The sequence below is a fragment of the Novosphingobium sp. SL115 genome (assembly GCF_026672515.1).
In the GTDB taxonomy this organism is placed as follows: Bacteria; Pseudomonadota; Alphaproteobacteria; order Sphingomonadales; family Sphingomonadaceae; genus Novosphingobium.
The window spans coordinates 2,562,733-2,588,192 of the sequence record NZ_JAPPRG010000002.1 but is presented as its reverse complement, the minus strand read 5'-3'; the positions used below and the strand labels follow the sequence as shown (position 1 = coordinate 2,588,192).

The 25,460-nt window shown below is 62.6% G+C and carries 18 protein-coding genes; 14 read left to right on the top strand and 4 right to left on the bottom strand.

Going from position 1 to position 25,460, the window contains the following annotated elements:
- Window positions 1-78: 78 nt before the first annotated feature.
- Complete coding sequence (locus OVA07_RS13885; protein WP_268172059.1) at window positions 79-921, bottom strand: TetR/AcrR family transcriptional regulator; 843 nt, start codon at window positions 919-921, stop codon at window positions 79-81.
- Between the two features lie 112 nt (window positions 922-1,033).
- Here OVA07_RS13885 and OVA07_RS13880 point away from each other — a divergent pair, with 112 nt between their 5' ends.
- The 8 genes from OVA07_RS13880 (at window position 1,034) to OVA07_RS13845 (ending at window position 11,558) form a co-directional block, all read left to right on the top strand.
- Window positions 1,034-2,911 (top strand): bifunctional sugar phosphate isomerase/epimerase/4-hydroxyphenylpyruvate dioxygenase family protein, encoded by a 1,878-nt coding sequence (locus tag OVA07_RS13880; RefSeq protein ID WP_268172057.1) that lies wholly within the window; start codon window positions 1,034-1,036, stop codon window positions 2,909-2,911.
- A complete protein-coding gene (locus tag OVA07_RS13875) occupies window positions 2,911-3,405 on the top strand; it encodes a DUF3237 domain-containing protein (protein ID WP_268172056.1) in 495 nt (164 codons plus the stop codon). Before OVA07_RS13880 ends, OVA07_RS13875 begins: the two co-directional genes overlap by 1 nt.
- A gap of 33 nt (window positions 3,406-3,438) precedes the next feature.
- Window positions 3,439-4,437, top strand: a complete 999-nt coding sequence (locus OVA07_RS13870) for an alpha/beta hydrolase (RefSeq protein WP_268172055.1) — start codon at window positions 3,439-3,441, stop codon at window positions 4,435-4,437.
- Entirely contained in the window at window positions 4,434-6,002 is a 1,569-nt protein-coding gene (locus OVA07_RS13865; RefSeq protein ID WP_268172054.1) for a carboxylesterase/lipase family protein, read from the top strand. The genes OVA07_RS13870 and OVA07_RS13865 overlap by 4 nt, the downstream gene beginning before the upstream one ends.
- Window positions 6,003-6,058: 56 nt before the next feature.
- Window positions 6,059-7,090 carry a hypothetical protein gene (locus tag OVA07_RS13860; RefSeq protein ID WP_268172053.1) on the top strand — a complete coding sequence of 344 codons (1,032 nt, stop codon included), beginning with the start codon at window positions 6,059-6,061 and terminating at the stop codon, window positions 7,088-7,090.
- Between the two features lie 129 nt (window positions 7,091-7,219).
- Complete coding sequence (locus tag OVA07_RS13855) at window positions 7,220-9,433, top strand: TonB-dependent receptor (RefSeq protein ID WP_268172052.1); 2,214 nt, start codon at window positions 7,220-7,222, stop codon at window positions 9,431-9,433.
- Complete coding sequence (locus tag OVA07_RS13850; RefSeq protein ID WP_268172051.1) at window positions 9,433-10,662, top strand: cytochrome P450; 1,230 nt, start codon at window positions 9,433-9,435, stop codon at window positions 10,660-10,662. Before OVA07_RS13855 ends, OVA07_RS13850 begins: the two co-directional genes overlap by 1 nt.
- A 29-nt stretch (window positions 10,663-10,691) precedes the next feature.
- Window positions 10,692-11,558 carry a helix-turn-helix domain-containing protein gene (locus OVA07_RS13845; protein WP_268172050.1) on the top strand — a complete coding sequence of 289 codons (867 nt, stop codon included), beginning with the start codon at window positions 10,692-10,694 and terminating at the stop codon, window positions 11,556-11,558.
- A gap of 42 nt (window positions 11,559-11,600) precedes the next feature.
- Here OVA07_RS13845 and OVA07_RS13840 read toward each other — a convergent pair whose 3' ends face one another.
- Genes OVA07_RS13840 through OVA07_RS13830 form a run of 3 tightly spaced genes read right to left on the bottom strand, consistent with a single transcriptional unit; the run spans window position 11,601 to window position 17,240 of the window.
- Window positions 11,601-14,798, bottom strand: a complete 3,198-nt coding sequence (locus OVA07_RS13840; RefSeq protein ID WP_268172049.1) for an efflux RND transporter permease subunit — start codon at window positions 14,796-14,798, stop codon at window positions 11,601-11,603.
- A gap of 3 nt (window positions 14,799-14,801) precedes the next feature.
- The gene (locus OVA07_RS13835; RefSeq protein ID WP_268172048.1) at window positions 14,802-15,968 is read right to left on the bottom strand and encodes an efflux RND transporter periplasmic adaptor subunit; all 1,167 of its coding nucleotides are present in this window, start codon (window positions 15,966-15,968) and stop codon (window positions 14,802-14,804) included.
- Between the two features lie 3 nt (window positions 15,969-15,971).
- Entirely contained in the window at window positions 15,972-17,240 is a 1,269-nt protein-coding gene (locus tag OVA07_RS13830; RefSeq protein ID WP_268172047.1) for a TolC family protein, read from the bottom strand.
- 491 nt (window positions 17,241-17,731) lie between these two features.
- Here OVA07_RS13830 and OVA07_RS13825 point away from each other — a divergent pair, with 491 nt between their 5' ends.
- Genes OVA07_RS13825 through OVA07_RS13800 form a run of 6 tightly spaced genes read left to right on the top strand, consistent with a single transcriptional unit; the run spans window position 17,732 to window position 25,390 of the window.
- Window positions 17,732-18,409, top strand: a complete 678-nt coding sequence (locus tag OVA07_RS13825; protein WP_268172045.1) for a response regulator — start codon at window positions 17,732-17,734, stop codon at window positions 18,407-18,409.
- The gene (locus tag OVA07_RS13820; RefSeq protein WP_268172044.1) at window positions 18,406-19,455 is read left to right on the top strand and encodes an ATP-binding protein; all 1,050 of its coding nucleotides are present in this window, start codon (window positions 18,406-18,408) and stop codon (window positions 19,453-19,455) included. The genes OVA07_RS13825 and OVA07_RS13820 overlap by 4 nt, the downstream gene beginning before the upstream one ends.
- Before the next feature lie 59 nt (window positions 19,456-19,514).
- Window positions 19,515-20,618 carry an efflux RND transporter periplasmic adaptor subunit gene (locus OVA07_RS13815; RefSeq protein WP_268172042.1) on the top strand — a complete coding sequence of 368 codons (1,104 nt, stop codon included), beginning with the start codon at window positions 19,515-19,517 and terminating at the stop codon, window positions 20,616-20,618.
- 9 nt (window positions 20,619-20,627) lie between these two features.
- Complete coding sequence (locus OVA07_RS13810; RefSeq protein ID WP_268172041.1) at window positions 20,628-23,708, top strand: efflux RND transporter permease subunit; 3,081 nt, start codon at window positions 20,628-20,630, stop codon at window positions 23,706-23,708.
- Complete coding sequence (locus OVA07_RS13805) at window positions 23,701-24,948, top strand: TolC family protein (RefSeq protein ID WP_268172040.1); 1,248 nt, start codon at window positions 23,701-23,703, stop codon at window positions 24,946-24,948. The genes OVA07_RS13810 and OVA07_RS13805 overlap by 8 nt, the downstream gene beginning before the upstream one ends.
- Entirely contained in the window at window positions 24,929-25,390 is a 462-nt protein-coding gene (locus tag OVA07_RS13800) for a group II truncated hemoglobin (RefSeq protein WP_268172039.1), read from the top strand. The genes OVA07_RS13805 and OVA07_RS13800 overlap by 20 nt, the downstream gene beginning before the upstream one ends.
- Window positions 25,391-25,460 lie beyond the last annotated feature (70 nt).

Below are 25,460 nucleotides of genomic sequence, written 5' to 3'. Positions count from 1 at the left end.
TTCCCTCTCCTTGTGTCCCGGTCGGAGACACCAATGACTGCCCGTCTCGCGGGGGTGATGCTCCCCCGCGCGTTGCGGTCAGTCCTTCTTGGTCACCCAGGCCAGGATAATGTCGGCAACCTGGCTCGCCCTGCGCGTCACCGCTTCGGGGCTGGTCATGTCCACCCCAAAGTTGTGCGCGAAGGTGAACTGGTTGGATACGTTATAAAAACTGAGCGCGGACATGCTCATATGCAGTTCGACAGGGTCGATGCCGGGGCGAAAACTGCCTTCGGCCTCACCGCGCGCGATGATGCGCGTCAGCAGGTCGATCACGATCTTGTTGCCCGACGGCAGACCTTCGATCTGCTTCAGATGATCGGCGCGATGGATGTTCTCGTTCATCACCAGCCGCACCAGTTCCGGGTGGCGCGCGTGGTAGTGCACGTCATGTTCGATCAGGCGGCGCAGAGCGTCTACCGCGCTGCCGCTGTCGATATCCACTTGCGCTTCGCTTTCCCGCACGCGGGCATAGGCGCGTTGCAGCACGGCGCGGTAAAGCTCGTCCTTGCCTTCGAAATAATAGTAGATTTTGCGCTTGGTCGCCTTGCCTGCAATCTCGTCAATCCGCGCGCCTGCCAATCCTTTTTCCACGAATTCGCCGGTGGCGATGTCGATGATCTGGTTCATCGCTTGTTCGCGGCTTTCGGCGCGGCTGCGGCGGGCGGGCTTTCCGGTTGTCTGGCCTTCGGTTTCGGGTTCGGGCACGGTAGAGGGCAAGGGCGCTTCCTTCGGGACAATTGACCGGGACACCACGTCTGCGCCGGGCAGGGCGGATGCCGAACCTTGCCTTAGCGGCATTTTTTCGCCGGGTCTGCACGCCGCGCGCGGCCGTGCGGGAATTTCCCGCATCTTGCCCAGCGCATCAGCCTGCCCTTTCACGATTCATCCCCTTGCGCCCGAAGTGCATTTATGTAACGAACTAGTTCCTAACATTTCATCCTTTTGTCAACACCGGTCAGTAAAAGCCGGGTGCGGGAGCCGGAGTCAGGTGATGAAAACCTCGATTGCCACGGTGTCGATCAGCGGCACGCTGGACGCCAAGCTGCAGGCAATTGCGGACGCCGGTTTCGATGGGGCCGAAGTGTTCGAGAACGACCTGCTTTCAACCCACATGTCCGCGCGCGAAATTGGCGCACGGATGGCCGATCTTGGCCTTGCCTGTACCATGTTTCAGCCCTTCCGCGATTTGGAGGGCCTGCCCCCGGTGCAGCGGCAGCGGGCGTTCGACCGGCTGGAGCGCAAGTTCGACGTAATGGAGGAGCTGGGCACCGACCTGCTTCTGGTCTGTTCAAGCTGCTCCCCATTGGCCGATGCTGACCGCGCCCGCACCATTGCCGACCTGCACGAGGCGGGCGAGCGTGCGGCGGCGCGGGGCTTGCGCATCGGGTATGAAGCGCTGGCATGGGGCCGCCATGTCAACGATCACCGCGATGCGTGGAGCATAGTGCGCGATGTCGATCATGCTGCTATCGGCCTTGTGCTCGACAGCTTCCATTCGCTGTCGCGGCGCGTGCCGTCCAGCAGCATTGGCGATATTCGCCCGGAAAAGCTGTTCATTGTGCAGGTGGCCGATGCGCCGGTGCTGGACATGGAGCTTTTGCAGTGGAGCCGCCATTTCCGTTCAATGCCGGGCCAGGGGGACTTCCCGCTGGACGATTGGGCGGATGCCATCCGTCGCATCGGCTATCAGGGCTATTGGAGCCTTGAGATATTCAATGACCGGTTCCGCGCCGGGTCTGCGCATGGCGTGGCGCTGGATGGGTATCGGTCGCTGCGGCTGATGCAGGGCGGCATTGCACAGCCATCGGTGGAAGCTGAGGCGCTGCCGCCACGAGTGAAGCCGGGCGGTGTTGAATTCATCGAATTTGCCGCCAGCCATGAAGAGGCTGACCTGCTGGGCGGCATGTTGCGCCCGCTGGGTTTCCGTCCCACCGCGCGCCACCGGTCGAAAGATGTGACCCGCTGGCAACAGGGGGCAATCAACATCGTGGTCAATTGCGAACCCGAAGGTCTGGCTCATAGTTTCGACATGGTGCACGGCGCATCGGTTTGCGCCATCGGCCTTGCCGTGGATGACGTGGGCGCGGCGCTGGCACGGGCGGAATTCCTGCACATTCCGCGTTTCGAACAGGCCGTGGCGCCTGACGAATGGCCAATTCCTAGCGTGCGCGGGGTAGGCGGCAGTCTGGTCTATTTCGTCGATGCCGCCACGCGCGACGCCATGTGGCGCCACGAATTTCCGCATCCGCTGGAACCTGTCATCGACGCCCCGCTGATCGATGCGGTCGACCATATTGCGCAGACCATGCAGTATGAAGAGTTCCTGAGCTGGCTGCTATTCTACGTTTCCCTGTTCGACATGACTAAGACGCCGCAGCTTGAGATTGCTGATCCGATGGGGCTGGTGCAAAGTCAGGCGGTGGAAAGTGCCGACGGTGTGGTGCGCTTCACGCTGAATGGATCGCTGGCCAGCCAGTCGCTGTCATCGCGGTTCATCCAGAATTATTTCGGTGCAGGGGTGCAGCATATCGCGTTCCGCACCGGTAATGTGTTTGCCGTGGCGCAGGCTGCGCAAGATACCGCGATGGAGCGGCTGGAAATCCCGCGCAACTATTACGACGATCTGGAGGCACGCTGGGACATCGATCCAGCGCAGGTTGACAGGATGGCCGCGCTGGACGTGCTCTATGACCGTGTTGTGGATGAAGCTGGCGCGGAAACCGAATATTTCCAGTTCTATAGCCGGGCGTTTGCTCGCCGCGTGTTTTTCGAAGTTGTGCAGCGGCATGGCTATGCTGGCTACGGTGCCGTCAATGCGCCGATCCGGCTGGCGGCGCAGGCGCGGCACAAGAACGACTTTCCGGGGTGATGATGATGCGCAAATTTCTGGTCTTTGTTGCGTTTTCTGTTGCGGCCCATTCGGCCCATGCGGCTGACCCTGCGCTGGTCTTCGCGTTTGAAGAAACGGTCAGGCTTGGTCCCGATCAGGCAGTGGGTGCCACTGCCAATGGCGGGCGCAACATCGTGCCGATTACCGGTGGCACATTCGAAGGTCCGGGGATCAAGGGCACGATCATTGGCGGCGGCTGGGACGGGCAATTGCGGCGCGCCGATGGCTGTCTGCAAATCAAGGCCGATTACATGCTGAAGACCGATGATGGCGCGGTCATCAACGTGGTCAACACCGGGGTCAGTTGCCGCGCGATTGACCCGAAGGCGCAAGTGCGCACGCATCCTGTGTTCGAAGCGCCGCTGGGCAAATACGATTGGCTTTCACAAGGCTGTTTCATTGGCACGCTGGATCCTGTGACCTTGCCCGATGGGCAACGCGCGGTGCGCATCCGCTTTTTCCGCGTCAACTGACGGCGCGCCAAGCAACGATAAAAACGGAGAGGAATGATGAACAGACTGTCGATGGCCGTATGGCTGGCCTGCGCCGCGATCACGGCTGTGCCGTTGGCCGCTGCCGCTCCCAAGGTCACCGCGCCGCGCGTTATGGGCGTGGGGCCAGAACCCCAGCTTGAAGACCGCTTTCCTCAACAGCCCATCGCCTTTCCCAAGGGCGTTACCGCATGGCGCGATGTGACCTATCAGGTCCAGCCCGGCTTCCGCCCACAGATCGTCGACATCTATGTGCCCAAGGGCAAAGGCCCGCATCCGCTGGTGCTATATGTTCACGGTGGCGGCTGGATGGGCGGCCACACCCGGCAATCGGGCGCGTTCGAAAACTTCCCGCAGATGCTGGCCGCCTTCGCTGCCGAAGGCTTCACCGTTGCCAGTGTCGAATATCGCCTTTCCGGCGAAGCGCCGTTCCCTGCGCAAAGCCGTGACGTGAATGCCGCGCTGCGCTTTTTGCGCGAACATGCCGGTCAATACCGCATTGATCCTGAACGGGTGGGTGTATTCGGCGGTTCCGCTGGCGGGCACCTTGCCGCCATGGCAGGCCTTGCCTGCCGTGAAACTGCCCTCGACCCGGCATCGGCGCAGGACCATTGCGTGCAGGCCGTGGCAAGCTGGTATGGCATTTTCGACATGGCCACTCTGCCGCGCAAGGGCATTGCCGGTTCCGCCGAACAGCGGCTGATGGGTTGCAAGGAAGGGGGCTGTGCGGACGAAACGCTGCGCGCCGCCAGCCCACTGACCTATCTCGATCCCAAAGACCCGCCGTTCCTGTTGATCCATGGCATTGACGATAAAGTGGTGCCGGTGGGGCAGACACAGCAGGCCGAAGCCGCATTCAAGGCCGCAGGCGTACCGGTAGAGGCAATCTATTACCCTGCCACCGATCACAGCTTCATCGGCAAGAACGCGGACGACACCCGTAAAGCCTCGCTCGCCGCGATGAACGCGACGTTCGATTTCTTTCATGAAAAGCTGGGAGTGCCCCGCCGATGATCCGAAAGGTTCTGGCAGCGCTGCTGCTTGGTGCATCAACTCCCGTTCTTGCACAGCCTGTTGCGGTTGAAGGCGGGCAGGTGGAGGGCATCACTTTGCCATCAGGGCTGTCGGCATGGCTCGGCGTGCCCTTTGCCGCGCCGCCCTTGCGTGATCTGCGCTGGAAAGCCCCGCAGCCGGTCACGCCATGGCAGGGCGTGCTTCATGCCGACAGGTTTGCGCCTGAATGCCTGCAACCGTTGCGTGGATCGCGCCAGAACCACTACTTTGGCAACGAAGCCACCAGCGAAGATTGCCTCTACCTCAACATTTGGGCACCCAAAGGCGCGGCCAAGGCTCCGGTTGTGGTCTGGATCTATGGCGGCGGGTTCAATGTTGGCTCAGCATCCATGGCCAACTATTCGGGCGAAGGGCTAGCGAGTGAGGGCGTCGTTCGCGTCAACATCGCTTATCGCCTTGGCGCTTTGGGCTTTCTTGCCCATCCCCAACTCTCGGCAGAATCCGGCCATGGCGGGTCGGGCAATTATGGCCTGATGGACCAGATTGCTGCGCTGGAATGGGTGCAGCATAATATCGAGGCTTTTGGTGGCGATCCGGCGAACGTCACTATCGTCGGCCAGTCGGCAGGCGCGATGTCCGTCTCGCTCCTGCAAATCGCGCCACGCGCTAAAGGCCTGTTCGCGCGCGCCGTGGCGATGAGCGGGTCGGCCTTTGGCGGCATGATCGGCCCGACGCCATTGGCCACCGCCGAAGCACAAGGACAGGCTTTGCAAAAGGAACTGGGCGCGGCATCCCTTGCCGAAATGCGCAGTCTTCCGGGCGACCGCATTGCTGCGGCCACCACGCGGCGCGATGCCATTGTGCAGGACGGTAACGTCATTCCCATGCGCGCCGAAGATGCCTTTGCGGCAAAGGCTCAGTCCGATGTTCCAGTGCTGATCGGCTATACCCGCGATGAAAGTTTCCGCCCCTTCGGCCCCATCGCCACTGAAGCCGATTTCGCCAGCGCGGTGCAGGCGCGCTATTCCGCCAATGCGGCGCAGGTGGTCAAGGCCTATCGTGGCGAAACTCCGGCGCGGGCAGCGGCAGACCTTGCCCGTGATGGCACAGTGGGGCGGCAAATGGCTGATTGGGCCACTGCGCAGCACAGCCATGGCACTGCGCCCACATACGCCTTCCTGTTCGCGCGGCGTCAGCCTTATGCGCCCGGCATCACGTTCAGCGACCACGATCCGGCAACCGTCGGGGCCTATCACACCGGCGATGTGCCCTATTGGCTGCGCACTCGTCCGGCACTGAATCTGTTCCGCCAGACGCGCGTGTGGGAACTGGTGGACCAGACGCTGGAAAATGAAATGGCCGCCGCCATCGTATCGTTCGCCCGCAGCGGCGTTCCGCAAAGTCCCGGTCTTGGCCGCTGGCCCGCGTTCGATCCCAAAAAGCCGCGCCTTGTCTGGTTGGGCGAAACGCAAAGCGCCGTGGCGTGGCCCCACTTTGCCGATATGGCGCGTCTTGGCCCTCCGGTGGCGGAACCGAACCGCGCGGCAAACCGTCCGCGCGATTGATGGTCCATCTGCGCCTTGCACTTGCCCCGCTGGCAATGGCTTTTTGCGCGCCAACAATGGCGCAGGCCCCATCGCAGCAGTGCGAGGCTGACAGCGAACTGGCCTATCTGTGTGGAGCGCAAAAGCCAGAGGATATTGTCGCCATTCCCGGCACCCGCTGGTTGATCGCCAGCGGGTTTGTTCAGGGAGCAGGGCTGAAACTGGTCGATACCACCACCCGCGATTTCAGGCCTTGGTTCATCGCTGCTCCAGCGCAAGTGCAGCCCAATCACAAAGTCTTTCCGCATTGCCCTGCTCCGGTCGATCCCGCTCTGTTCAACACACGCGGCCTGTCGCTGCGCAAAACGGGTGAGGGGCGCTATCGCCTGCTGGTGGTGAACCATGGCGGGCGGGAAACGATCGAGGTGTTTGACGTGATGGCAGCGGCAGGTGTGGCTCCCAGCCTTGTCTGGCGCGGCTGTCTGCCTATGCCTGAAGGGCAGGTGGGTAACAGTGTCGCCCAGTTTGATGATGGTACTGCGCTGGTTACCGTGCTGACGCGCCCCGGCACCACGATTGGCGATTTCATGCTGGGGCGCAGGACGGGCGGGGTATGGCAATGGCAACCGGGTGATACAGCTTTCACGCTGCTTCCCGGCACCGATCTTCCCGGCAACAACGGCATCGAAACCGATCCCGATCAGCGCAGATTCTATGTCGTCGCTTTCGGCTGGCACGCGGTTGTCATCTATGATCGCGCGGATACTGCCGAGCCACTAGCCCGCATCAATGCGCCTGATTTCATGCCAGATAATATCCATTGGTCCGGCGGCAGATTGCTTTTGGCCGGAATGCGGTTGGATGAACCGGCCTGCGGCGGTTTGCGCAAGGTTGATAACGGCGTGGCCGATCCCATGCTGTGCCATCGCGGCTGGATCGTGGGTCAGGTTGATCTGGTCAAGGAGCGCATCGGCACGGTCGCCTATGGCACTCCCCGCGCTGGCTTTAACGGCCTTTCGGCAGTAGCGCTGGCAGGGCGTGAGCTTTGGCTGGGATCATTCCAGTCGTCGCGCATCGCCATTGCACCTTTGCCAAATTCGATACCCTGAACTGCTCTACACAGCGCAAGATTATGCAAATTTCTGCGCCAGCACATGAAAAGCCTTTCGCTGCGGCGCATCCTATCAGGTCCCATCGAGAATGCCGGAAAAATCCGGCCCGACCTGGGAGAGAGATGGATGAAGAACCTTGTAGCGCGCGCGTTCCTTTTGGGCACAGCGCTTTGCCCCGTCAGCGCAATGGCGCAGGAAACCGCACCGGGTGACGATGGCGTAATCGTGGTCACCGCACAGCGCCGCGAACAATCGGTGCTGGAAGTGCCCATCGCCATTTCTGCGGTCAGCGGGGATAGCCTTGCGACCAAGGGCATCAGCAATTCGGCCAACCTTCAATCGGCTGTGCCAAACCTGCAGATCTCCAGCCCTTACGGATCGACGCAGCCGAACTTCTCGTTGCGCGGCATTTCGGTGGCGAACGAATACAACTCCAATCAGGCCTCGCCGGTCGGCGTCTATCTGGATGACGTTTACCTTGCCAATCGCACCGCGCACGGGATGGGTCTGTTCGATCTTGATCGCGTGGAAGTGCTGCGCGGGCCGCAAGGCACGCTGTTTGGCCGCAACACCACCGGCGGTGCGATCAACTTCATCACCCGCGCGCCATCGCTTTCAGGCACTGATGGTTATGCCGAAGCAGGCTATGGCCGGTTCAATACCATCACCGCGCAAGCGGCGCTTGAAACGACACTGGTGGATGATGCCGTCGGTCTTCGTATTGCCGGAAATCTGGTGAATGGCGACGGTCAGTTGCGCAATGCCGCGCCCGGCGCGCGCGATCCCTATGCGCAGGACAGCCTGCAAGGCCGCGCCATGCTGCGTATCCGTCCGGGCAACGGACCGCTGGATATCAAGTTGAAGGCTTACGCCGGGCGTGACCGGGGCACTGGTACCGCGATCCACGGCTTTGCCCCTTTCCGCAGCGGTCTGGGCTTTTTTGAAACCAACGAAAACCGCATCGGCCTTTCCAAGACTGACGCTTGGGGCTTTTCCGCGAACATCGCCTATGAAATCAGCGATACTTTGACCTTCACGTCGATCACTTCGCGCGATGGTGGCAAGCAGGATCTCGATCAGGCGGCAGATGGTTCGCCGCTGGATATCCTGCAAATCCGCTGGATTTCGGATTACGACCAGTTCAGCGAAGAAGCGCGGTTCAACTATTCGGCCGATATGCTTAGCCTTGTCGCGGGCGCTTTCTATGGTTGGGACCGTGTGGTCACCGACAACCGCTTCAACATCGGCAGCGCCTTGGGGCCGGGCGTCGATGGCGGGTTCTATCAGCACTACAACCAGCGCCGCCAGTCGACCGCCGTGTTCGCACAGGGCGATTACAAGCTGACCGACGCCCTGACGCTGACCGTGGGCGCGCGCTACACTTGGGATCGCGCCACGTACAAGGACGGGTTCGCCTATCTGTTCTTCGGCGGAGTGGACGATACCCCGGTGCCGCTGGCCACTACCGTTCCCTGCGCTGGCCCTCCCGGCGCTTGCGCTTATGATCCGAACGCCCGCTTCGGGCTGAAAGGCCGCAATAACGCGCTGACGGGCCGCGTGGCGCTGGGGTATGAAACCGCTGGTGGCACGCTGCTCTATGCCAGCTATAACCGTGGCTATCGTTCGGGCGCTTTCAATGGTGGCGGTTATACCTCGTCTGTCGGTATCAGCTATATCGACCCTGAAAAGGTCAATGCCTATGAACTGGGCTTCAAAGGCCGTTATGGCGGTGTACTGACGCTGACAGGCGCTGCGTTCTATTATGACTACAAGAACCAGCAGGTGCAGGATACGCGGGCAGGGCCGGTGTCGTTCCTGGTCAACGCGCCCAAGTCTGAAGTCTATGGCGGCGAACTGGAAGCCAGCGCGCGCGTTTCGCCGATGCTCAGCCTCAACGCTTCGGTCGGTTACCTTCACGCCCGTTATAAATCGCTGACCCTGCAAGGCACGGTTCTGAATGGCAATTCGCTGCCCTTCGCGCCTGAATGGACGCTTCAGGCGGGCATGGATCTGACACCGTATGATGGCTCTGCGGGCAAGCTGACGATTTCGCCCAGCGTGGCCTATTTCAGCAAACAGTACTTCTCACCCTTTGGCGATGTGAACGTGGCCGGGTCGGGTCAGGTCAATTCTGAACTGCAGCAAAGCGGGTATGCCAAAGTCAACCTGACAGCAGCCTTCAAGACCGGTAACGTGACGTTGAAGGGCTTTGTGAACAACCTGTTTGAACGCAAAACCTACGTTTACGGTCTTGATCTGCGCGGTGCGGGCTTCCCCTACAACTTTCTTGTGCCATCGTTGCCGCGCACGTTCGGCGGCTCGGTGCGGGTGGATTTCTGATGGCGACGCTGCCCCAGATCGATCTCAAGGATTCCTGCCTTTACGAGGCGGGAGTCCCTTGGGACCACTTCGCCCGGTTGCGGCGGGATGATCCGGTTCACTGGAGCGCTGAAACCGACGGGGCAGGGTTCTGGTCGCTGACCCGCCACGCTGACATCGTGGCTGTGTCGAAGAACCCGGCACTGTTTTCGTCCGCTTATGAAAACGGCGGGCACCGCATCTTCAACGAAAACGAAGTGGGCGTGATCGGCGCTGGCGAAAGCGCCATCGGCCATGCCTTCATCTCGCGCGATCCGCCCACGCATACCCAGTACCGCAAGCATGTGATGCCTGCGGTATCGCCCGCACGGCTGGGGGATATCGAGGCGCGCATTCGTGATCGGGCTGAACGCCTGATCGCGGAAATTCCGCTGGGCCAGCCGGTCGATCTGGTGCCGCTGCTGTCCGCGCCGTTGCCATTGCTCACCTTGTGCGAACTGCTGGGCATTGATCCCGACATGTGGCGTCAGCTTTATCACTGGACCAATGCTTTCGTCGGGGAAGAAGACCCGGACTTCCGGCAAAGTCCGGAAGCGATGGCAAAGACGCTGGAATCGTTCATCGGCTTTGCGGGCGAACTGTTTCAGGCCCGCCGGGCGCAGCCTTCGCATGATATCGCATCGCTGTTGGCCAATATGGAACGGGGCGGCGAACCGGTGCCGTTTCGTGATTTCCTTGGCAATATGATTTTGGTTCTGGTGGGCGCGAACGAAACGACGCGCAATTCGCTGTCGCACACCGTCCGCGCCTTTTCCGAAAACCCGGAACAGTGGCAACGGTTGCGCGATGATCGTTCGTTGCTGAAAACCGCCGCGCCCGAAATGGTGCGCTGGGCCAGCCCCGTGCTGCACATGCGCCGCACCGCCATGGAGGATACCGAACTGGGCGGCAAACGCATCGCCAAGGGTGACAAGGTGGTGTTGTGGTATGTTTCCGGCAACCGCGATGAATCCGCGTTCGACGGGCCTGAACGGTTCGACATCGCGCGCAAGGTCAACCCCCATGTCGGCTTCGGCTTTGGCCAGCATGTCTGCGTCGGATCGCGCCTTGCCGAAATGCAGCTTCGCGTGGCGTTTGACATTCTGGCCGATCGCGTAGCATCCTTTGACGTAGTCGCCGCGCCAAGGCGCTTTCGCTCGAACTTCCTCAACGGGCTGAAGAATTTAGACGTGGTGCTGAATCCGGCCTGAAAGAGCCGGTGGAGATGGGAAGGGACGGGATGGCGGAAACCTGGACCAACGAGCAGATCATTGCCGATGCGCTGGGGCGCGGGGCGGACGTGCAGATTGGCGCGCGCGACAATTCGTGGCGGCTGTCGCGCTGGCGGCAGTTTGTGGGCACTTATGAACTGCCCGCGCTGCCTGATCCGACGTTTGTGGTGCATATTGCGGGCAAACCGCAGGTCCGCACCCGCCTGCATGAAGGCTGGAGCGAGACGAGTTCCATCCCCGGATGCGCCACCATCCTGCCATCGGGACGGCCCAGCGGCTGGCTGGTGGATGGGGAACTGGATGTGGTCACGCTGTCCATCGCCTCGCGCGATTTACATGGCGCGCCCGCAGCGGACCAGTTCCGCACCCTGCGCTTTGCCTTTGCCGATCCGCTGGGTGTGGCGCTGACCCGGCAAATTCTGGCGGAACTTTATGCCCCGCAGGATGATGCGCGGAAGCTCTATGTTTCCACCCTTGCCGATGCGCTGACGGCGCACATGCTGCGCGGGCCACTGGCGGCCAATGACACCGCCTTTCCCACGTCCGATTTTTCTGCCCATCGGCTGCATCAGGTGATGAACGCGGTCTTGGCCAGGCCCGGCGATGACCACCCGATTGAAGCGCTGGCGGCCATGACCGGGCTGACTCCATCGCATTTTTGCCGCGTGTTCAAACGCGCCACCAAATTCACGCCCCATCAGTACGTGATGAAGGCGCGCATCGAACGCGCACAGGATATGCTCACCGCAACAGACCTTACCGTGTCACAGATTTCCGATGAGATGGGCTTTGCCAGCCAGAGCCATTTTACCCGTGCATTTCGTGGCTTGACGGGCAGCACGCCGGGCGCGTGGCGGCAACAAAATCGCCATTGAACGGACGGCGGGGAAGCCCATTGGCTCCCCCGCATTTCACCATCAGCTTGGCGGCAGATTGTCGCCAGTAAAATCGCGCCGCCCATATCGGGCATAGAGCGTGGGCAGCACAAACAGCGTCAGCAGCGTGGCCGATATCAGCCCGCCGATGACCACCGTGGCCAGCGGCTTTTGCACTTCGGCTCCGGCGCCACTACCCAACGCCATCGGCACGAACCCAAGGCTGGCGACCAGTGCGGTCATCACCACCGGCCGCAACCGCTGGATCGCGCCCGCGCGTGCTGCTTCTGCGCGGTTCATGCCCTTGCGCATTAGTTCCTGAATGGACGAAACCATGACCAGTCCGTTCAACACCGCGATGCCAGACAGCGCGATAAAGCCGACCGCTGCGGAAATGGAGAAATCCATCCCCCGCACGAACAGCAGCAGCACGCCGCCCACCAGTGCCAGCGGAACGCCGGTAAACACGATAGCGGCATCCCGCGCTGATCGCAGCGCACCGTAAAGCAGCAGCAGAATCAGCACGAAACAGGCCGGAACCACCAGTTGCAGCCGGTCGCGCGCCGAAGCGAGGTTTTCAAACTGCCCGCCCCATTCCAGATAGCTGCCCGCCGGAAGACGTATGTTTTTGGCAATCGCGCTTTGTGCATCGCCTACCACGCTGGCGATATCGCGCCCGCGCACATTGGCCTGCACCACCACGCGGCGTTTGCCATTCTCGCGGCTGATCTGGTTGGGGCCATCAACCACGCGAATATCCGCCACGCTGGCCAGCGGCACGAACCGCCCGCCGGACACGGGAACCTGCACTTGCCCCAGCGCGGTAATATCGGCGCGCTGTTCTTCGGACAGGCGGATCACCACAGGAAAGCGGCGGTCTCCTTCAAAGATCATACCCGCCGTGCGCCCGCCGATGGTGGCGGTCACGGTGTCCTGCACGTCCTGCGCCGAAACGCCCAGCCGTGCCATGGCATCGCGGTTGACGCGGATGTCCAGCATCGGCAACCCCGATGTCTGCTCTACCTTCACGTCCGCCGCACCTTCTGTCTTGCGCAACACGGCGGCGATCTTTTCGGCGGTGGCGTTCATCGCGTTGAAGTCTTCGCCATAGACCTTGACTGCGATGTCCCCGCGCACCCCTGCGATCAGTTCGTTGAAGCGCATTTGTATGGGCTGGGTGATTTCGTAGGCATTGCCCGGAATCGCCTTCAGCTTTTCTTCAAGCCGCGCGACAAGGCTTTCCTTGGGCAGTGCAGGATCAGGCCATTCGTCGCGGTCTTTCAGGATCACGAACATGTCGGTGGCATTGGGGGGCATCGGGTCCGATGCCAGTTCCGCCGTGCCAGTCTTGGAAAAGACGAACTTCACTTCCGGTTGTTTTGATACCATCCGTTCAATCGGCACCTGCATCGCCTGACTTTGCTGCACCGATGTTGCCGGAATGCGCAGCGCCTGAATCAACAGGTCACCTTCGTCCAGTTGCGGCAGGAACACCTGGCCCAGCGTAAGGAACGCAGCGATGGCCACGGCAAAGGCGCCGACGCCGATGCCCAGCGTCCGCTTGGGGGTTGCCATCGCCCTGTCCAGACCCGGCTCATACCGCGCTTTCAGCCAGGTCATCACCCGGCCTTCCTTCTCCTCAATGCGGTTGGACAACCATATGGCGATGGCGGCGGGCACGGCGGTCAGCGACAGCACGAAAGCGAACCCCAGAGCGATCATCACAGTCAGCGCCATGGGCACAAAGGTCTTGCCTTCGATCCCGGTCAGCATAAGCAGTGGGATATAGACAAGGATGATGATCGCCTGACCATAGACCGAAGGCCGGATCATCTCGCGCGCGGCACTGGCGACCGTGGCCAACCGTTCCTCCAGCGAAAGCAGTCGTCCCTTGTGATGCTGGTCCTCGGCCATACGGCGCAGCGCGTTTTCCACGATGATGACCGCGCCATCGACGATCAGGCCAAAATCCAGCGCGCCAAGGCTCATCAGGTTGGCTGAAACGCCTGCGCGCAACATGCCAAAGCTGGTCAGAAGCATGGTGACGGGAATAACCATCGCCGCGATCAGCGCCGCGCGGAAATTGCCCAAGAGCGCAAACAGCACCACGATCACTAGCAGCGCGCCTTCGCTCAGGTTCTTGGCTACGGTCAGGATCGTGGAATTGACCAGTGCGGTGCGGTCCAGCACTGGTTGGACGATCACGTCAGGCGGCAGCGATGCGTTGATTTCCTCAAGCCGGTTGGCCACCGCAGTCGCCACCGTCCGGCTGTTTTCGCCCACGCGCATGACGGCGGTTCCAACCACCACTTCGGTCCCATTTTCCGAAGCCGACCCCATGCGCACGGCCTGTCCCAGCTTCACCGTGGCCACTTGGCCCAGCGTCACCGGTACCCCGCCGGGCGATGCGACGACAATGCGCGACAGCTCATCCGCATTGCGCACCAGCGCATCGGACCGCACGGCCAGCCCTTCGCCATTGCGGTTGACGAAGCCTCCACCAACGCTGGTATTGTTGCGTTCCAGCGCCGTTGCCAGATCGCCCAGCGTCAGGCCCATCGCGGCAAGGCGCGGCACATCGGGCACCACCAGATATTGCTTGGCATAGCCGCCAATGGAATCGATCCCGGCCAGCCCCTTGGTGTTCTTCAACAGCGGCGCGACGATCCAGTCCTGCGCCGTGCGCAAATAGGTCGCCCGGTCAACTTCGCTGGTCAGGCGTTCACCCTCTGGCGTGACATAGCTGCCATCAGGCTGCATCCCTGGCTCACCCGGAAGGTGCGTGTCATCCTTGCGGTGCTCCAGCCGGACGGTCCACATGAACACTTCGCCAAGGCCCGTGGCGATCGGCCCCATTTCCGGGCTGACCCCATCGGGCAGGGTTTCCGCCACGCCTGAAAGCCTCTCGCTCACCTGCTGGCGTGCGAAATAGATGTCGGTGGAATCTTCGAAAACCGCAGTTACCTGGGCAAAGCCATTGCGGCTGAACGACCGGGTGTATTCCAGCCCCGGCACGCCTGCCAGCGCGGTTTCGATGGGGAATGCCACCTGCTTTTCTACCAGTTCGGGCGAAAGCGCAGGCGCGCGGACGTTGATCTGTACCTGATTGTTGGTGATGTCGGGCACGGCGTCGATGGGCAGGCGATAGAGCGCGACCGCGCCGATCACCGCCGCCACGGCGGTAAATATCAGTACAAGCCAGCGCTTGCGCACCGCCCAGTTCACGATTGCGGCAATCATCGCTTAATGCCCCTCGTGCGTGGCTTCACCCTTGCCGAGTTCGGCCTTCAGGGTGAAACTGTTGACGGTGGCGATCTGTTCGGTGCCTTTCAGCCCGCCAAGGATCACGGTGCTGCCACCCGCTGTTGTGCCCAGCGTTACCGGCACTGCCTGAAATCCGCCTGCCGTGCGCACAAACACGGTGGGTTTGCCTTCCACCGTTTGCACTGCGGTTGATGGCACGCGCACCGCGCTATCGGCCATGCCTGCGCCCGATAGCTGGATGGCTGCGGTCACCGGTTCGCCTACGCGCCATTGCCCGGCACGGTTGTCCAGCTTTGCCAGCATCGGCACCAGCCGGGTCTGCGGATCAAGCGCGGGCGAAACGAAGGCCACCCGCGCGCTGGCCTGACGTCCCGCAGCATTGACCATTACCATGTTGCCTGGCTTCACCCTTCCAGCATCGGCGGGTGACAGATTGAACGAAAGCGACACGCTGGACAGGTTCGCCACGCGATAGAGTTCGGTATCGGCGGCCACGGCCTGCCCCAGCACCACACTGCGTGAAATCACTTGTCCGCCCACCGGCGCGGTAATGCCCAGCCGGTTCAGTCCACCGCCGCCAGCACCCGCCGCCGAAACCTGCCCCAGCGCCTGCTGATGGGCGATGCGCGCTTCGGTTGCGGCTGTGCGCGCCGCGATCAGATCCTGTTCGGGCGAAACCTTCTGCGCAAACAGGCGCTGTTCACGCTCAAGATTGGATCGCGCCAACGCCAGCCGCGCGCGCGATGCTTCCACTTCGCCTTTAAGCTGCGCCACTTCGCGGCTTTCGATCACGGCGATCACCTGTCCACGCGAAACCGACTGGCCCAGATTGCGGCTCAGTGCCACCACGCGCCCGCCAATCGCGGCAGAGACGACCTGCGTGCCTTCGGGATCTCCCTCGATCATCGCGGGTAGTTCGATCGTGCCCGATCCGCCCACGGTGGGCCTGCCAATCTGGATACCGGCAGCGGCAATCTGGTCTGCCGACAGCACGATCTTGCCTTCGTCCTCATGGGCCTCACCTTCGGCATGGCCCGCTTCCTCGCCATGCTCCTTGCCTTCGTGTGCTTCGGGTTCAGCCGTGCCACCCCCGCAAGCAGCCAGCAGCAGTGCCAAAGTCAGCGGAATTGCGTTTAGGATTTTCATCGGTCAGTTGTCCTCTTGCGGCGCGGGAGCGATCAGGCGCTCCAACCGGGCCTTGGCATTCTGATAGGCGGCCAGCGCATCGATGGCGGCCACGCGGGTTTCGGCCAGCGTGCGTTCGGCATCCAGCAGGTCGATCTGCCCAAATTTGCCTTCGCGATATCCGATGCGGGCGATCCGCGCGGCTTCTTGCGCAGCGGCAAGGGCAGGGCCGCTGGCCGCGCGCGCGCTGGTCGCCGCATTGTCAGCTTCTGCACGCGCGTCGGTGATGGCTTGTTCCACATCCAGCGCGGTCATCCGCCGTTGCGCTTCGGCCATGCCGCGTTGAGCTTGCGCCTGTTCCACTGCCGCACCGCCGCTATTGAACAGCGGCAACGGCACCGAAATGCTGAACACGGCAGCGGTGTCGTTGGTGGCAGCCAGCCTGCGCAGGCCGGGGCCAAAGGCAATGTCGGGCACCCGTTGCGAACGGGCCATGCGCACCCCCGCATCGGCCACGGCCAGATCGGCGTCCGCTGCCGCCATCGCCAGGGTGCCTTCAGCGGAAAATTCGGTTGGTCCATGGATGGGTGGGGGCAGAATATCCAGTGCGCCGGGGTCAAGCGCCACTTCCATCGGCAGGCCGATCCGGCGGGCAAGGTTCATCCGCGCTGCCGCCAGTAGTCGCCGCGCGCGCTCGACACCGGCTTCGGCGTTGATCCGCGCCACGTCCGCGCGCTGTTCCTCAATGGGCGAAGCGCGACCCGCCTGCACGCGGATGCTGGCCGCGCGAAAGGCTTCGCCCGCAATGCGCAACTGATCTGCCGCCGTTACCGCGCGCCGCTGCGCCGCGATGGCATCAATATAAAGCTGTGAGACCTGCAACCGGATATCAGCCTGCGTGATCGCAGCGGTCAACATGGCGCGGCTGGTCTGCGCATCCGCCAGCGCGATCCGGGCCGAACGCTTGCGCCCCAGTTCCAGCGGAATGTTGAAATTGATCGTGGTTTCGGCCTGCTTGAACGCCCGATAGCCGCCCGATCCGGCAAAGTTCTCGACCTGCGTTTCGACGCTGGGGTTGGGGCGAAGCCCGGCCACGGTGCGGGCGGCATGCGCGGCGTCTATTCCCGCCTGTGCAGCTTGTGCCGAAGGCGCGCTGCCACCGGCGGCGGCAATGGCCTGTTCCAGCGTCAAAACGGCCTGAGCGGACTGCACCGATGACAGCAGATCAGCAGGGGTTTGCGCCAAGACGGCGCAAGGGGTGACGGCCAGACTGGCCGCGATGATCCTGTGCATATAGGAAATCCTGATTGAATGACAGCAACAGGCACGCCCGCGAACGGTACGCCCTGAAATGCGGTATCAATCAGATAATGGGCGGGCGTATCGCCGGACCGGGGTTCCAACGGCCCATTACGGCGTGACTGCCAAAACCGGTAGGCATGGAAAGCACGGTATGAACTGGGGGAAGTGCTGCGCGTGCAGGCAAAACCGAAGCTGCGCCATGGCAAGACCCATGATGATGCGGCGCGCCTGTATCCGCATCGCCAGATGACTGGTCGCCATCGCCTTCGCTGTGAAGGTTGCCTGCGCAATCTATGGTCACATTCTCGCGGAATTCAGCCGCATGCACACTTGCCATCGCGGTAAGCGACGCAATCAACATGGCCAGCAGCAGGATTCCCCGTCGGAACATGCAAGGCGGCATAGCGCATCCTCAGTCCTGAGTCATCCGCCCTCGTTATCCATCTCTGGCAAAACCGGTGAAGTCAGGGCATGGAACAATCATGCGGCTGCTGATCGTTGAAGATAATGCGCGTCTGGCGGCGCTGGTTGCAGGCCCGCTGCGGCATGCGGGCTATGCCTGTGATTTGGCACAAAGCCTCGAACAGGCCGATGCTGCCGTTGCAGTTGTTCGTTATGATGCCGTTGTGCTCGATCTTGGCCTGCCCGATGGCGATGGCATGAATTGGCTCAAAGCCCGCCGCACGGGCGGGTTTGACGTGCCGGTGCTGGTGCTAACTGCGCGCGGCGCGCTTAACGACAGGATCACCGGGCTGGATTCTGGGGCTGACGATTATCTGGTGAAACCTGCGGCAACGGATGAGATTGCCGCCCGCATCCGCGCCTTGTTGCGCAGGCCTGGGGGCCGGGCCAGCCCTGTGCTTCAGGTTGGAGATCTCCTGTTCGATGCGGCTGCGCGCCGCGCACACTTTGCCGGAACCCTGCTGGACCTGACCCGGCGCGAGACGGACCTACTGGAACTGCTGATGCGCCAAGCTGGGACAGTGGTTCGCCGCGAACGCATTGAAACCGCACTCTATGGTTTTGATGAAGAGGTCTCGCCCAATGCCATAGAAGCGGTGGTGTCGAGGCTGCGCAGGCGGTTGCAGGCGCTGGGTGGCGGGGAAATGATCCACACCCTGCGCGGCCTTGGCTATCTGTTGCAGGATCAGGCAGCATGACCCGACCGGTTTCCAAAAGCCGCACTTCCATCGGACGCAGGCTGGCTGCGGGGCTGGCGCTGGCCTTTGCACTGGGCGCATCGGGGCTGCTCACCGCCGTTTTCATGCAATACCGTCTTCAGATACAGGATCTGGCAGGGGCTGAAGCCAATATCTATGCCTGGTCCGAAGTGATGGACCATGTCGGCATACCGGTGTTGGCGCTCACGCTTCCGGCAATCCTGACCGGCGCATGGGTGATCCGCCATTCGTTCCGTCCTATGGAACATGCCGCGCGCACCATTGCCGAAACCCAAGCTGCGCGCGGTGTGCGCATCGATGACCGCGCCATGCCGTCAGAGGTGATGCCATTTGTAGGCGCAATCAATGGCCTGCTAGGGCGGCTTGACGATGCCGCCAGCGAACATGAAGCCTTCGCCGCCGATGTGGCACATCAGATACGCACCCCTTTGGCCATCCTGAAGCTTGCGCTGGAAAGGCCGGGTGGTGTCAGCGCCGACATTCTGCGCGGTGAAGTGGACGGGATCAGCCGTCTGGTCGATCAATTGCTGCTGCTGGCGCAAGTCAATGCGCAGGCCGCGGCACCACTACCGCCAATGCTCTGCAATCTGGCCGATATCGCGGCTGACACTGCCGCTGCCTTTGCTCCGCTGGCATTGGCGCAGGGGCGGCAGATCGCGTTCGAGGATGGCGGTGGATGCGGGCAGGTGCATTGCCACCGTGAAGCGCTGGCTTCGGCCTTGCGCAACCTGCTCGACAATGCACTGCGCGTAACGCCGCCTGGCGGGACGATCACCGTGCTTGCCGGGGGTGGCGCGGGCGCAGAACCAATCGTGGCCGTGCGCGATGGCGGGCCGGGGCTTGCCGTGGCCGACCTTGCCCGTTTCGTGCGGCGCAGGGGGCGTGTCGATCAGACGTCGGATCGGGGCGAAAGTGAGGGTGCTGGGCTTGGCCTTGCCATCGTCGCCCGGATCATTGCGGCCCATGGCGGACGGTTGGAAACCTTGCCCGGTGCCCGTGAACTGCGTCTGGTGTTTCCGCAATAAACGCACCTTTGTTGACCCGCTGTCAGGTTGCCGTCAGGCAAGCGGCATAGCGGGACTGCATGGTCGACAAAAAGGCATATTTCGGCGCGGCGGCGCTTGTCATCGTGGCAGGCACGGGCTGGTGGTTTACATCGGGCACAGATTCGGCACCGGCAGATCAGGCAAACCGGGCAGCGACTGCTTCCGATACGCTGGCCGTCGATGCGGCCAAGGCGCGTATTCTGGGCATCGAACTGGGACCGGTCGCCGCGGCACAAGAGGCGCCCATTGCTGAACTTCCGGCGACAATCGCCCCGCCGCCCAATTCGCGCGTCGCAGTGGCAGCCACTTTGCCCGGTACGGTCCAGCGCACGTTCGCGGTGGAAGGGGACCGGGTTTTGCGCGGACAGCCGCTGGCTGTAATCGTCAGTCGTGATGTGCTGACCATCGGGGCGGATCTTGCGCGTGCCAATGCGCGTTTAGGTGTCTCTCAAGCGAGTGCAGCGCGCCTTTCGCGCCTGTCGCGCGAAGGCGTGATTGCGGCGGCCCGCGCAGATGAGGCACAGGCGCTTGCCGCCGAGGCGCGCGCTGACGTGGCGGAAAATTCGCGCATTCTGCGGCTGGTTGGGGGCAGCGGTGGTTCGGGCACCTATACGCTTTCCGCCCCCATTTCAGGCCGGGTTACCCGCGCCGATATTGCCGTGGGCAACCCGGTTGACGGCATGACCGCGCCTTTTGTAATCGATGCCGAAGGGCAGTATGAAGTGACCGCGCAGTTGCCTGAACGCCTGATCGGGCAGGTCCGCCCCGGCATGACCGTGCGGTTGGGTGAGCTTGCCGGAAAGATCACGGCTGTCGGTAGCGTCATCGATCCTGCCACCCGTTCCGCCAGTCTGAAAGCAAGCCTGCCTTCTGGGCCGGGCATAGTTGCCGGGCGCGCAGCCACGGTCAGCATCTTCGGGCCTGCGCCCGCCGGGGCTGTTGTGGTGCCTGCGGGTGCTGTCACCACGATCAACGGAGCAGACGTCGTATTCGTTGCGGCCAGCGGCGGCTATGCCCTGCGCAAAGTGACTGCGAGCGGCATCAGCGCAGGCATGGCGCTGGTCACCTCCGGGTTGAAACCGGGCGACCGCATCGTGGTCAAGGGAACGAGCGCGCTCAAAGCGTTCTTTCTGGCACGGTAGGGCGCTACCATGCTTCGCAGCATCGTAGCCGCCGCGCTGTCCTGGCGCATGTTCGTTCTTGCCCTGTCCGTGGTCGTGGCGGGGTTGGGCGTCTGGGCCTTCGTTAAACTGCCGGTTGATGCCTATCCCGACATCGCGCAGACACAGGTCAAGATCATCCTCAAGGCCCCCGGCATGACCCCGGAAGAGGTCGAAAGCCGGGTCATCACGCCGATTGAAACCGAATTGCTCGGCATTCCGGGGCAGGCGGTGCTGCGTTCCACCGCGAAATACGCGATTGCCGATGTGACGATCGATTTCGTTGACGGCACAGATATTTACTGGGCACGCCAGCAGGTCGGCGAACGGTTGACCAGCGTGCTGGCCGATATGCCGGCATCGGTCGAAGGCGGGCTTGCGCCCATTTCAACGCCGCTGTCCGACGTTTACATGTTCACCATCGAAGGCCCGCAATCGCTGCAACAAAAGCGCGAACTGCTCGACTGGACCATCCGCCCGGCCCTGCGGACCGTCCCTGGTGTGGCCGATGTCAATGCGCTGGGCGGCCATGCTCGAACGTTCGAAGTTCGGCCTGATCCGGTGGCACTGGCAGCAGCAAAGCTGTCCATCTCCGATCTGAAAGCGGCGATAGAAAGCGGCAACCGCAACGACGGCGCGGGCCGTCTGGTCAGCGGCGAGGAATCGCTGATCGTTCGTTCGGTTGGCGCTATGCAAAGCGTTGCAGACCTTGGCGCGCTGGTCATCAGCAGCCGCGATGGCCGCATCGTGCGCTTGTCCGATGTGGCCAGCGTGGGGCAGGGCAGTCTTACCCGCTATGGCGCGGTCAGCCGTAATGGGCAGGGCGAGGCGGTGGAAGGTCTGGTTATCGGGTTGCGCGGTGCCGATGCGCGTGCCGTGGTCGACGGCGTGCGCCAGCGTCTTGCCGAAATCGAGGCCGGCCTGCCGCCCGGCACGAAGATCGATGTGTTCTATGACCGCTCGGATCTTATCAACCGCGCGGTAGGTACGGTCGAAAAGGCGCTGGTCGAAGCGACCGTGCTGGTGATCGTGCTGTTGATCGTGTTTCTGGGAGATTGGCGTGCCGCTGCCATCGTCGCGGTAACTTTGCCGATGGCCGCGCTCATCACCTTCCTGTTCATGCGTATGGCTGGTCTTACCGCCAATCTGATGAGCCTTGGCGGGCTTGCCATTGCCATCGGTATGCTGGTCGATGGCGCAGTTGTGGTGGTCGAAAACATCGTAGAACGCCTGTCTGCCGCCAAGGAAGACAGCACTCCACGCCTGAACCACATCTTTCGCGCAACGGCAGACGTGGTTGTCCCGGTAACAGCGGGCATCGTCATCATCGCGCTTGTGTTCCTGCCGCTACTCGCACTGGAAGGGCTGGAGGGCAAGCTGTTCGCCCCGGTCGCGCTGACCATCGTGTTCGCCCTTGCGGGATCGTTGCTGCTGGCGCTGACGCTGGTGCCGGTGCTGTCTTCGTTCGGTCTAAAAAGCGGACACCACGGCGAACCTGCTATCATGCGCTGGCTGGCCCCGCGCTATCGCGCGCTGCTGGCTTCAACCTTTGCGCGTAAACGGCTGGTCTATGGCGCGTCCGGCTTCGGTCTTGGGCTGGCAGTGCTGGCCTATGTCGGCGTGGGCAAAACCTTTATGCCGACGATGGATGAAGGCTCGGTCATCGTCCAGCTTTCCAAGCTGCCATCGATCAGCCTTGCCCAGTCGGTCGAAGGCGACATGGCGGTGCAGCGCGCGCTGCTGACCGTGCCCGAAGTGCAGGACGTGATTGCCCGCGTCGGGTCTGATGAAATCGGGCTGGACCCGATGGGCTTGAATGAAACCGACAGCTTCGTGCGGTTGAAACCCCAGTCCGAATGGCGCGGCAACAAGGACTTCGTGGTCGAGGAAATGCGCAAGGTGGTCGATGGCCTGCCCGGTATCGAGCCTACGTTCACCCAGCCCATCGAAATGCGTGTGTCCGAAATGCTTACCGGCGCGCGCGGCGATCTGGCGCTAAAGATCTTCGGGCCGGACAAGGACGTGCTGGCCGATCTTGCCGGGCAGGTGCAGACCGTTCTCCAAGGCGTGCAGGGGGCCTCCGAAGTCGTCACCGTTGCCAACGACAGCGTGGACTACCTGCAACTCGACATCGACCATGCCGTTGCCGGACGCTTTGGTATGCCCGTGGACCAGATGCAGGATGCCCTGCGCGCCCAGCTTGAAGGCATGGGGGCGGGCATGGTGATCGAAGGCCAGCGCCGCGTGCCTATCATGATCCGGGGGGACGAGGCGATCCGTAACGATCCGGCACGCTTTGCCGATATCCAGTTGCTGACGCCCACCGGCACGCTGGCCCGCGTCAGCGACATGGCAAAGGTTGAACGCACAAATGGCCCGGTAAAGCTGGACCACGAAAACGGATCGCGCTTTGCGCTGGTGCAGGCTTTCGTGTCCGGACGCGATCTGGTCGGCTATGTTGATGAAGCGCGCGCTGCCGTCATTGCCAAAGTCGCGCTGCCTGCCGGATATCGGCTGGTCTGGGGCGGGCAGTTCGAGAATCAGCAGCGCGCTTCGGCTCGCCTGCTCACCGTCATTCCCATTGCTCTGGGGCTGATCTTCCTTGTCTTGCTGGGTACCTTGCGGTCGCTGCGCGCATCGACGCTGATCCTTGCCAATATTCCGTTTGCGGTGGTGGGAGGCATCATCACGTTGTGGGTGTCGGGCGAATATCTGTCGGTTCCGGCTTCGGTCGGCTTCATTGCGCTGCTGGGCATTGCGGTGCTGAATGGATTGGTGCTGGTCGCCTGCTTCCGCCAGTTGCGCGAAGAAGGCCTGCCCATGGCAGAGGCGGTGCGGCTGGGCGCGGAACGTCGGTTGCGCCCCGTGTTGATGACCGCCAGCATCACGGCTTTCGGCCTTGTCCCGCTGCTGTTCGCCAGCGGGCCGGGTTCCGAAATCCAGCGCCCCTTGGCCATCGTGGTGATCGGCGGGTTGATAACTTCAACCCTGCTCACGCTGGTCCTTCTGCCCATCCTGTATGAACGCTTCGGTGAAGCGGCATCATCAGACGGAGAACCCGCCCGTGGCTGAACGCGCCCGCACGCTTCTGGCCGCCGTGGCCGCACTTGCCATCTGCGCCCCTGCATGGGCCGCGCCATCACTGCCACCTGAACCGCAGGTGATTGCCGCACTGGACAGTCATCCTAGCGTCGCTGCGGCGGCATCGCGGGTTGATGCGGCGCGGGCCGGTGCATCCGCCCTTGCGCGCGGCACGCACGAATTCACCCTGCAAGGCAGTTATGTCTCGCGCGATGTGACCAACGAAGGGCGCTTCAACGAATTTGACGCGCAGGTCATGCGCGCAGTCCGCCTGCCCGGCAAGGCGCAGCTTGATCGCAGCGCGGGCGAACTGGGCGTCGAAGTGGCGCACAACCGCATGGAAGATGCGCGCCATCAGGTGTCGCTGATGTTTGCAGGGCTTTGGTTCGACTGGCTCGTCTCTGCCGAACTGCGCCGCAATGAACTGGCATCGGCCAAGCTGCTGGAACAGGAATTGCGCGCGCTGGAACGCCGCCGCGATTTGCGCGATGCGTCCCAGCTTGAAGTCGATCAGGCGCAGGCCGCACTGGATCAGGCGCTGGGGCAGGCGGCACAGACCGCAGCGGGCGAAACACAGGCCCGCGTCCGCCTTGCCGCAAATTTCACCGATCTGCCACTGCCAGAAACCGCGCCGGACCTTGGCCAGCCCGAACTGCCGGTGCAGGCTTTGGAAGACCTGCGCGGGCTGGTCATTTCGCGCAGCCACGAAATTCTGGCCGCTGACCGTGAAGCCGCGCGGCTTGATGTGGTGGCGCGTCGCAGCGAAAGGGATCGCATGGCCGATCCCTCGGTCGGTGTCAGGGTGTTCAGCGAACGGTCGGGCATGGAGCGCGGTGCAGGGCTGGTGTTCCAGATGCCGCTCGGCGGCGGTTATCGCAAGGCGCAGGCGCAGCAGGCTTCTGCCGAAGCCAATGCTGCCACGTTCGATCTGGCTAGCATACGCCGCATGGTCGAAGCCACCGCCGATGCCGATCTGGCCGACGTGCGCAGTCGTATGGAGACGTGGCAACGCTTCGCCTCTGCCGTGCGCAGTGCGGGGCAGGCGGCAGAGCGCAGCGCCATCGGCTATCGTCTGGGCGCGACCGACCTTGCGGATTTGCTGCTGATCCGCCGCCAGCACCACGATGCGCGCCGCATGGAAATCATGGCCCGGGGCGATGCTTTGCGCGCTCTGTTGAAACTTCAGATCGACGCCCATGTCATCTGGAAAGATGAAGACATCGATCACTGATTGCGCCGCGTGCCCGATTGCGCTTACGGCACAGGCCATGGACGATACCACCACGCCATATGCCCTGTTCGGCGGAGCAGCCACGGTGCGCGCCTTGTGCGCCCGGTTCTATGTGCTGATGGACACCCTGCCCGAAGCGGCGGCCTGCCGTGCAGTGCATCCGCCATCGCTGGCGCGGGCAGAGGAGAAGCTGTTCGAATATCTCACCGGCTGGCTGGGTGGCCCGCCGCTTTACACCGACAAATACGGCCATCCCCGCCTGCGCATGCGGCACTTCGTTGCGCCCATTGGCAAGGCAGAGGTTGAAGGTTGGCTGCTGTGCTTTCATCGCGCATGGGCCGAAATCGTGCCACCATCGCCTACCGCCGCCGTCATCCTTGAAAAGATCGACGGGCTGGGCTGGCACATGGCCAATCAACCCGAAGCAGAAGGTCCAGCCTAGCCCTGACCCTTGCTCACCCAGCTTGCGATCAGGCGTATGCTGGCCTTATTCGACGCCAGCAACAATGCAG

What these genes read in the sequence shown, in the direction of transcription:
- OVA07_RS13845 (WP_268172050.1), top strand. Translation starts at nt 10,692, where the DNA reads ATGGCGGAAACCTGGACCAACGAGCAGATCATTGCCGATGCGCTGGGG.
- OVA07_RS13865 (WP_268172054.1), top strand. Translation starts at nt 4,434, where the DNA reads ATGATCCGAAAGGTTCTGGCAGCGCTGCTGCTTGGTGCATCAACTCCC.
- OVA07_RS13840 (WP_268172049.1), bottom strand. Translation starts at nt 14,798, where the DNA reads ATGATTGCCGCAATCGTGAACTGGGCGGTGCGCAAGCGCTGGCTTGTA.
- OVA07_RS13880 (WP_268172057.1), top strand. Translation starts at nt 1,034, where the DNA reads ATGAAAACCTCGATTGCCACGGTGTCGATCAGCGGCACGCTGGACGCC.
- OVA07_RS13870 (WP_268172055.1), top strand. Translation starts at nt 3,439, where the DNA reads ATGATGAACAGACTGTCGATGGCCGTATGGCTGGCCTGCGCCGCGATC.
- OVA07_RS13855 (WP_268172052.1), top strand. Translation starts at nt 7,220, where the DNA reads ATGAAGAACCTTGTAGCGCGCGCGTTCCTTTTGGGCACAGCGCTTTGC.
- OVA07_RS13830 (WP_268172047.1), bottom strand. Translation starts at nt 17,240, where the DNA reads ATGCACAGGATCATCGCGGCCAGTCTGGCCGTCACCCCTTGCGCCGTC.
- OVA07_RS13810 (WP_268172041.1), top strand. Translation starts at nt 20,628, where the DNA reads ATGCTTCGCAGCATCGTAGCCGCCGCGCTGTCCTGGCGCATGTTCGTT.
- OVA07_RS13800 (WP_268172039.1), top strand. Translation starts at nt 24,929, where the DNA reads ATGAAGACATCGATCACTGATTGCGCCGCGTGCCCGATTGCGCTTACG.
- OVA07_RS13825 (WP_268172045.1), top strand. Translation starts at nt 17,732, where the DNA reads ATGCGGCTGCTGATCGTTGAAGATAATGCGCGTCTGGCGGCGCTGGTT.
- OVA07_RS13860 (WP_268172053.1), top strand. Translation starts at nt 6,059, where the DNA reads ATGGCGCAGGCCCCATCGCAGCAGTGCGAGGCTGACAGCGAACTGGCC.
- OVA07_RS13850 (WP_268172051.1), top strand. Translation starts at nt 9,433, where the DNA reads ATGGCGACGCTGCCCCAGATCGATCTCAAGGATTCCTGCCTTTACGAG.
- OVA07_RS13815 (WP_268172042.1), top strand. Translation starts at nt 19,515, where the DNA reads ATGGTCGACAAAAAGGCATATTTCGGCGCGGCGGCGCTTGTCATCGTG.
- OVA07_RS13875 (WP_268172056.1), top strand. Translation starts at nt 2,911, where the DNA reads ATGATGATGCGCAAATTTCTGGTCTTTGTTGCGTTTTCTGTTGCGGCC.
- OVA07_RS13820 (WP_268172044.1), top strand. Translation starts at nt 18,406, where the DNA reads ATGACCCGACCGGTTTCCAAAAGCCGCACTTCCATCGGACGCAGGCTG.
- OVA07_RS13835 (WP_268172048.1), bottom strand. Translation starts at nt 15,968, where the DNA reads ATGAAAATCCTAAACGCAATTCCGCTGACTTTGGCACTGCTGCTGGCT.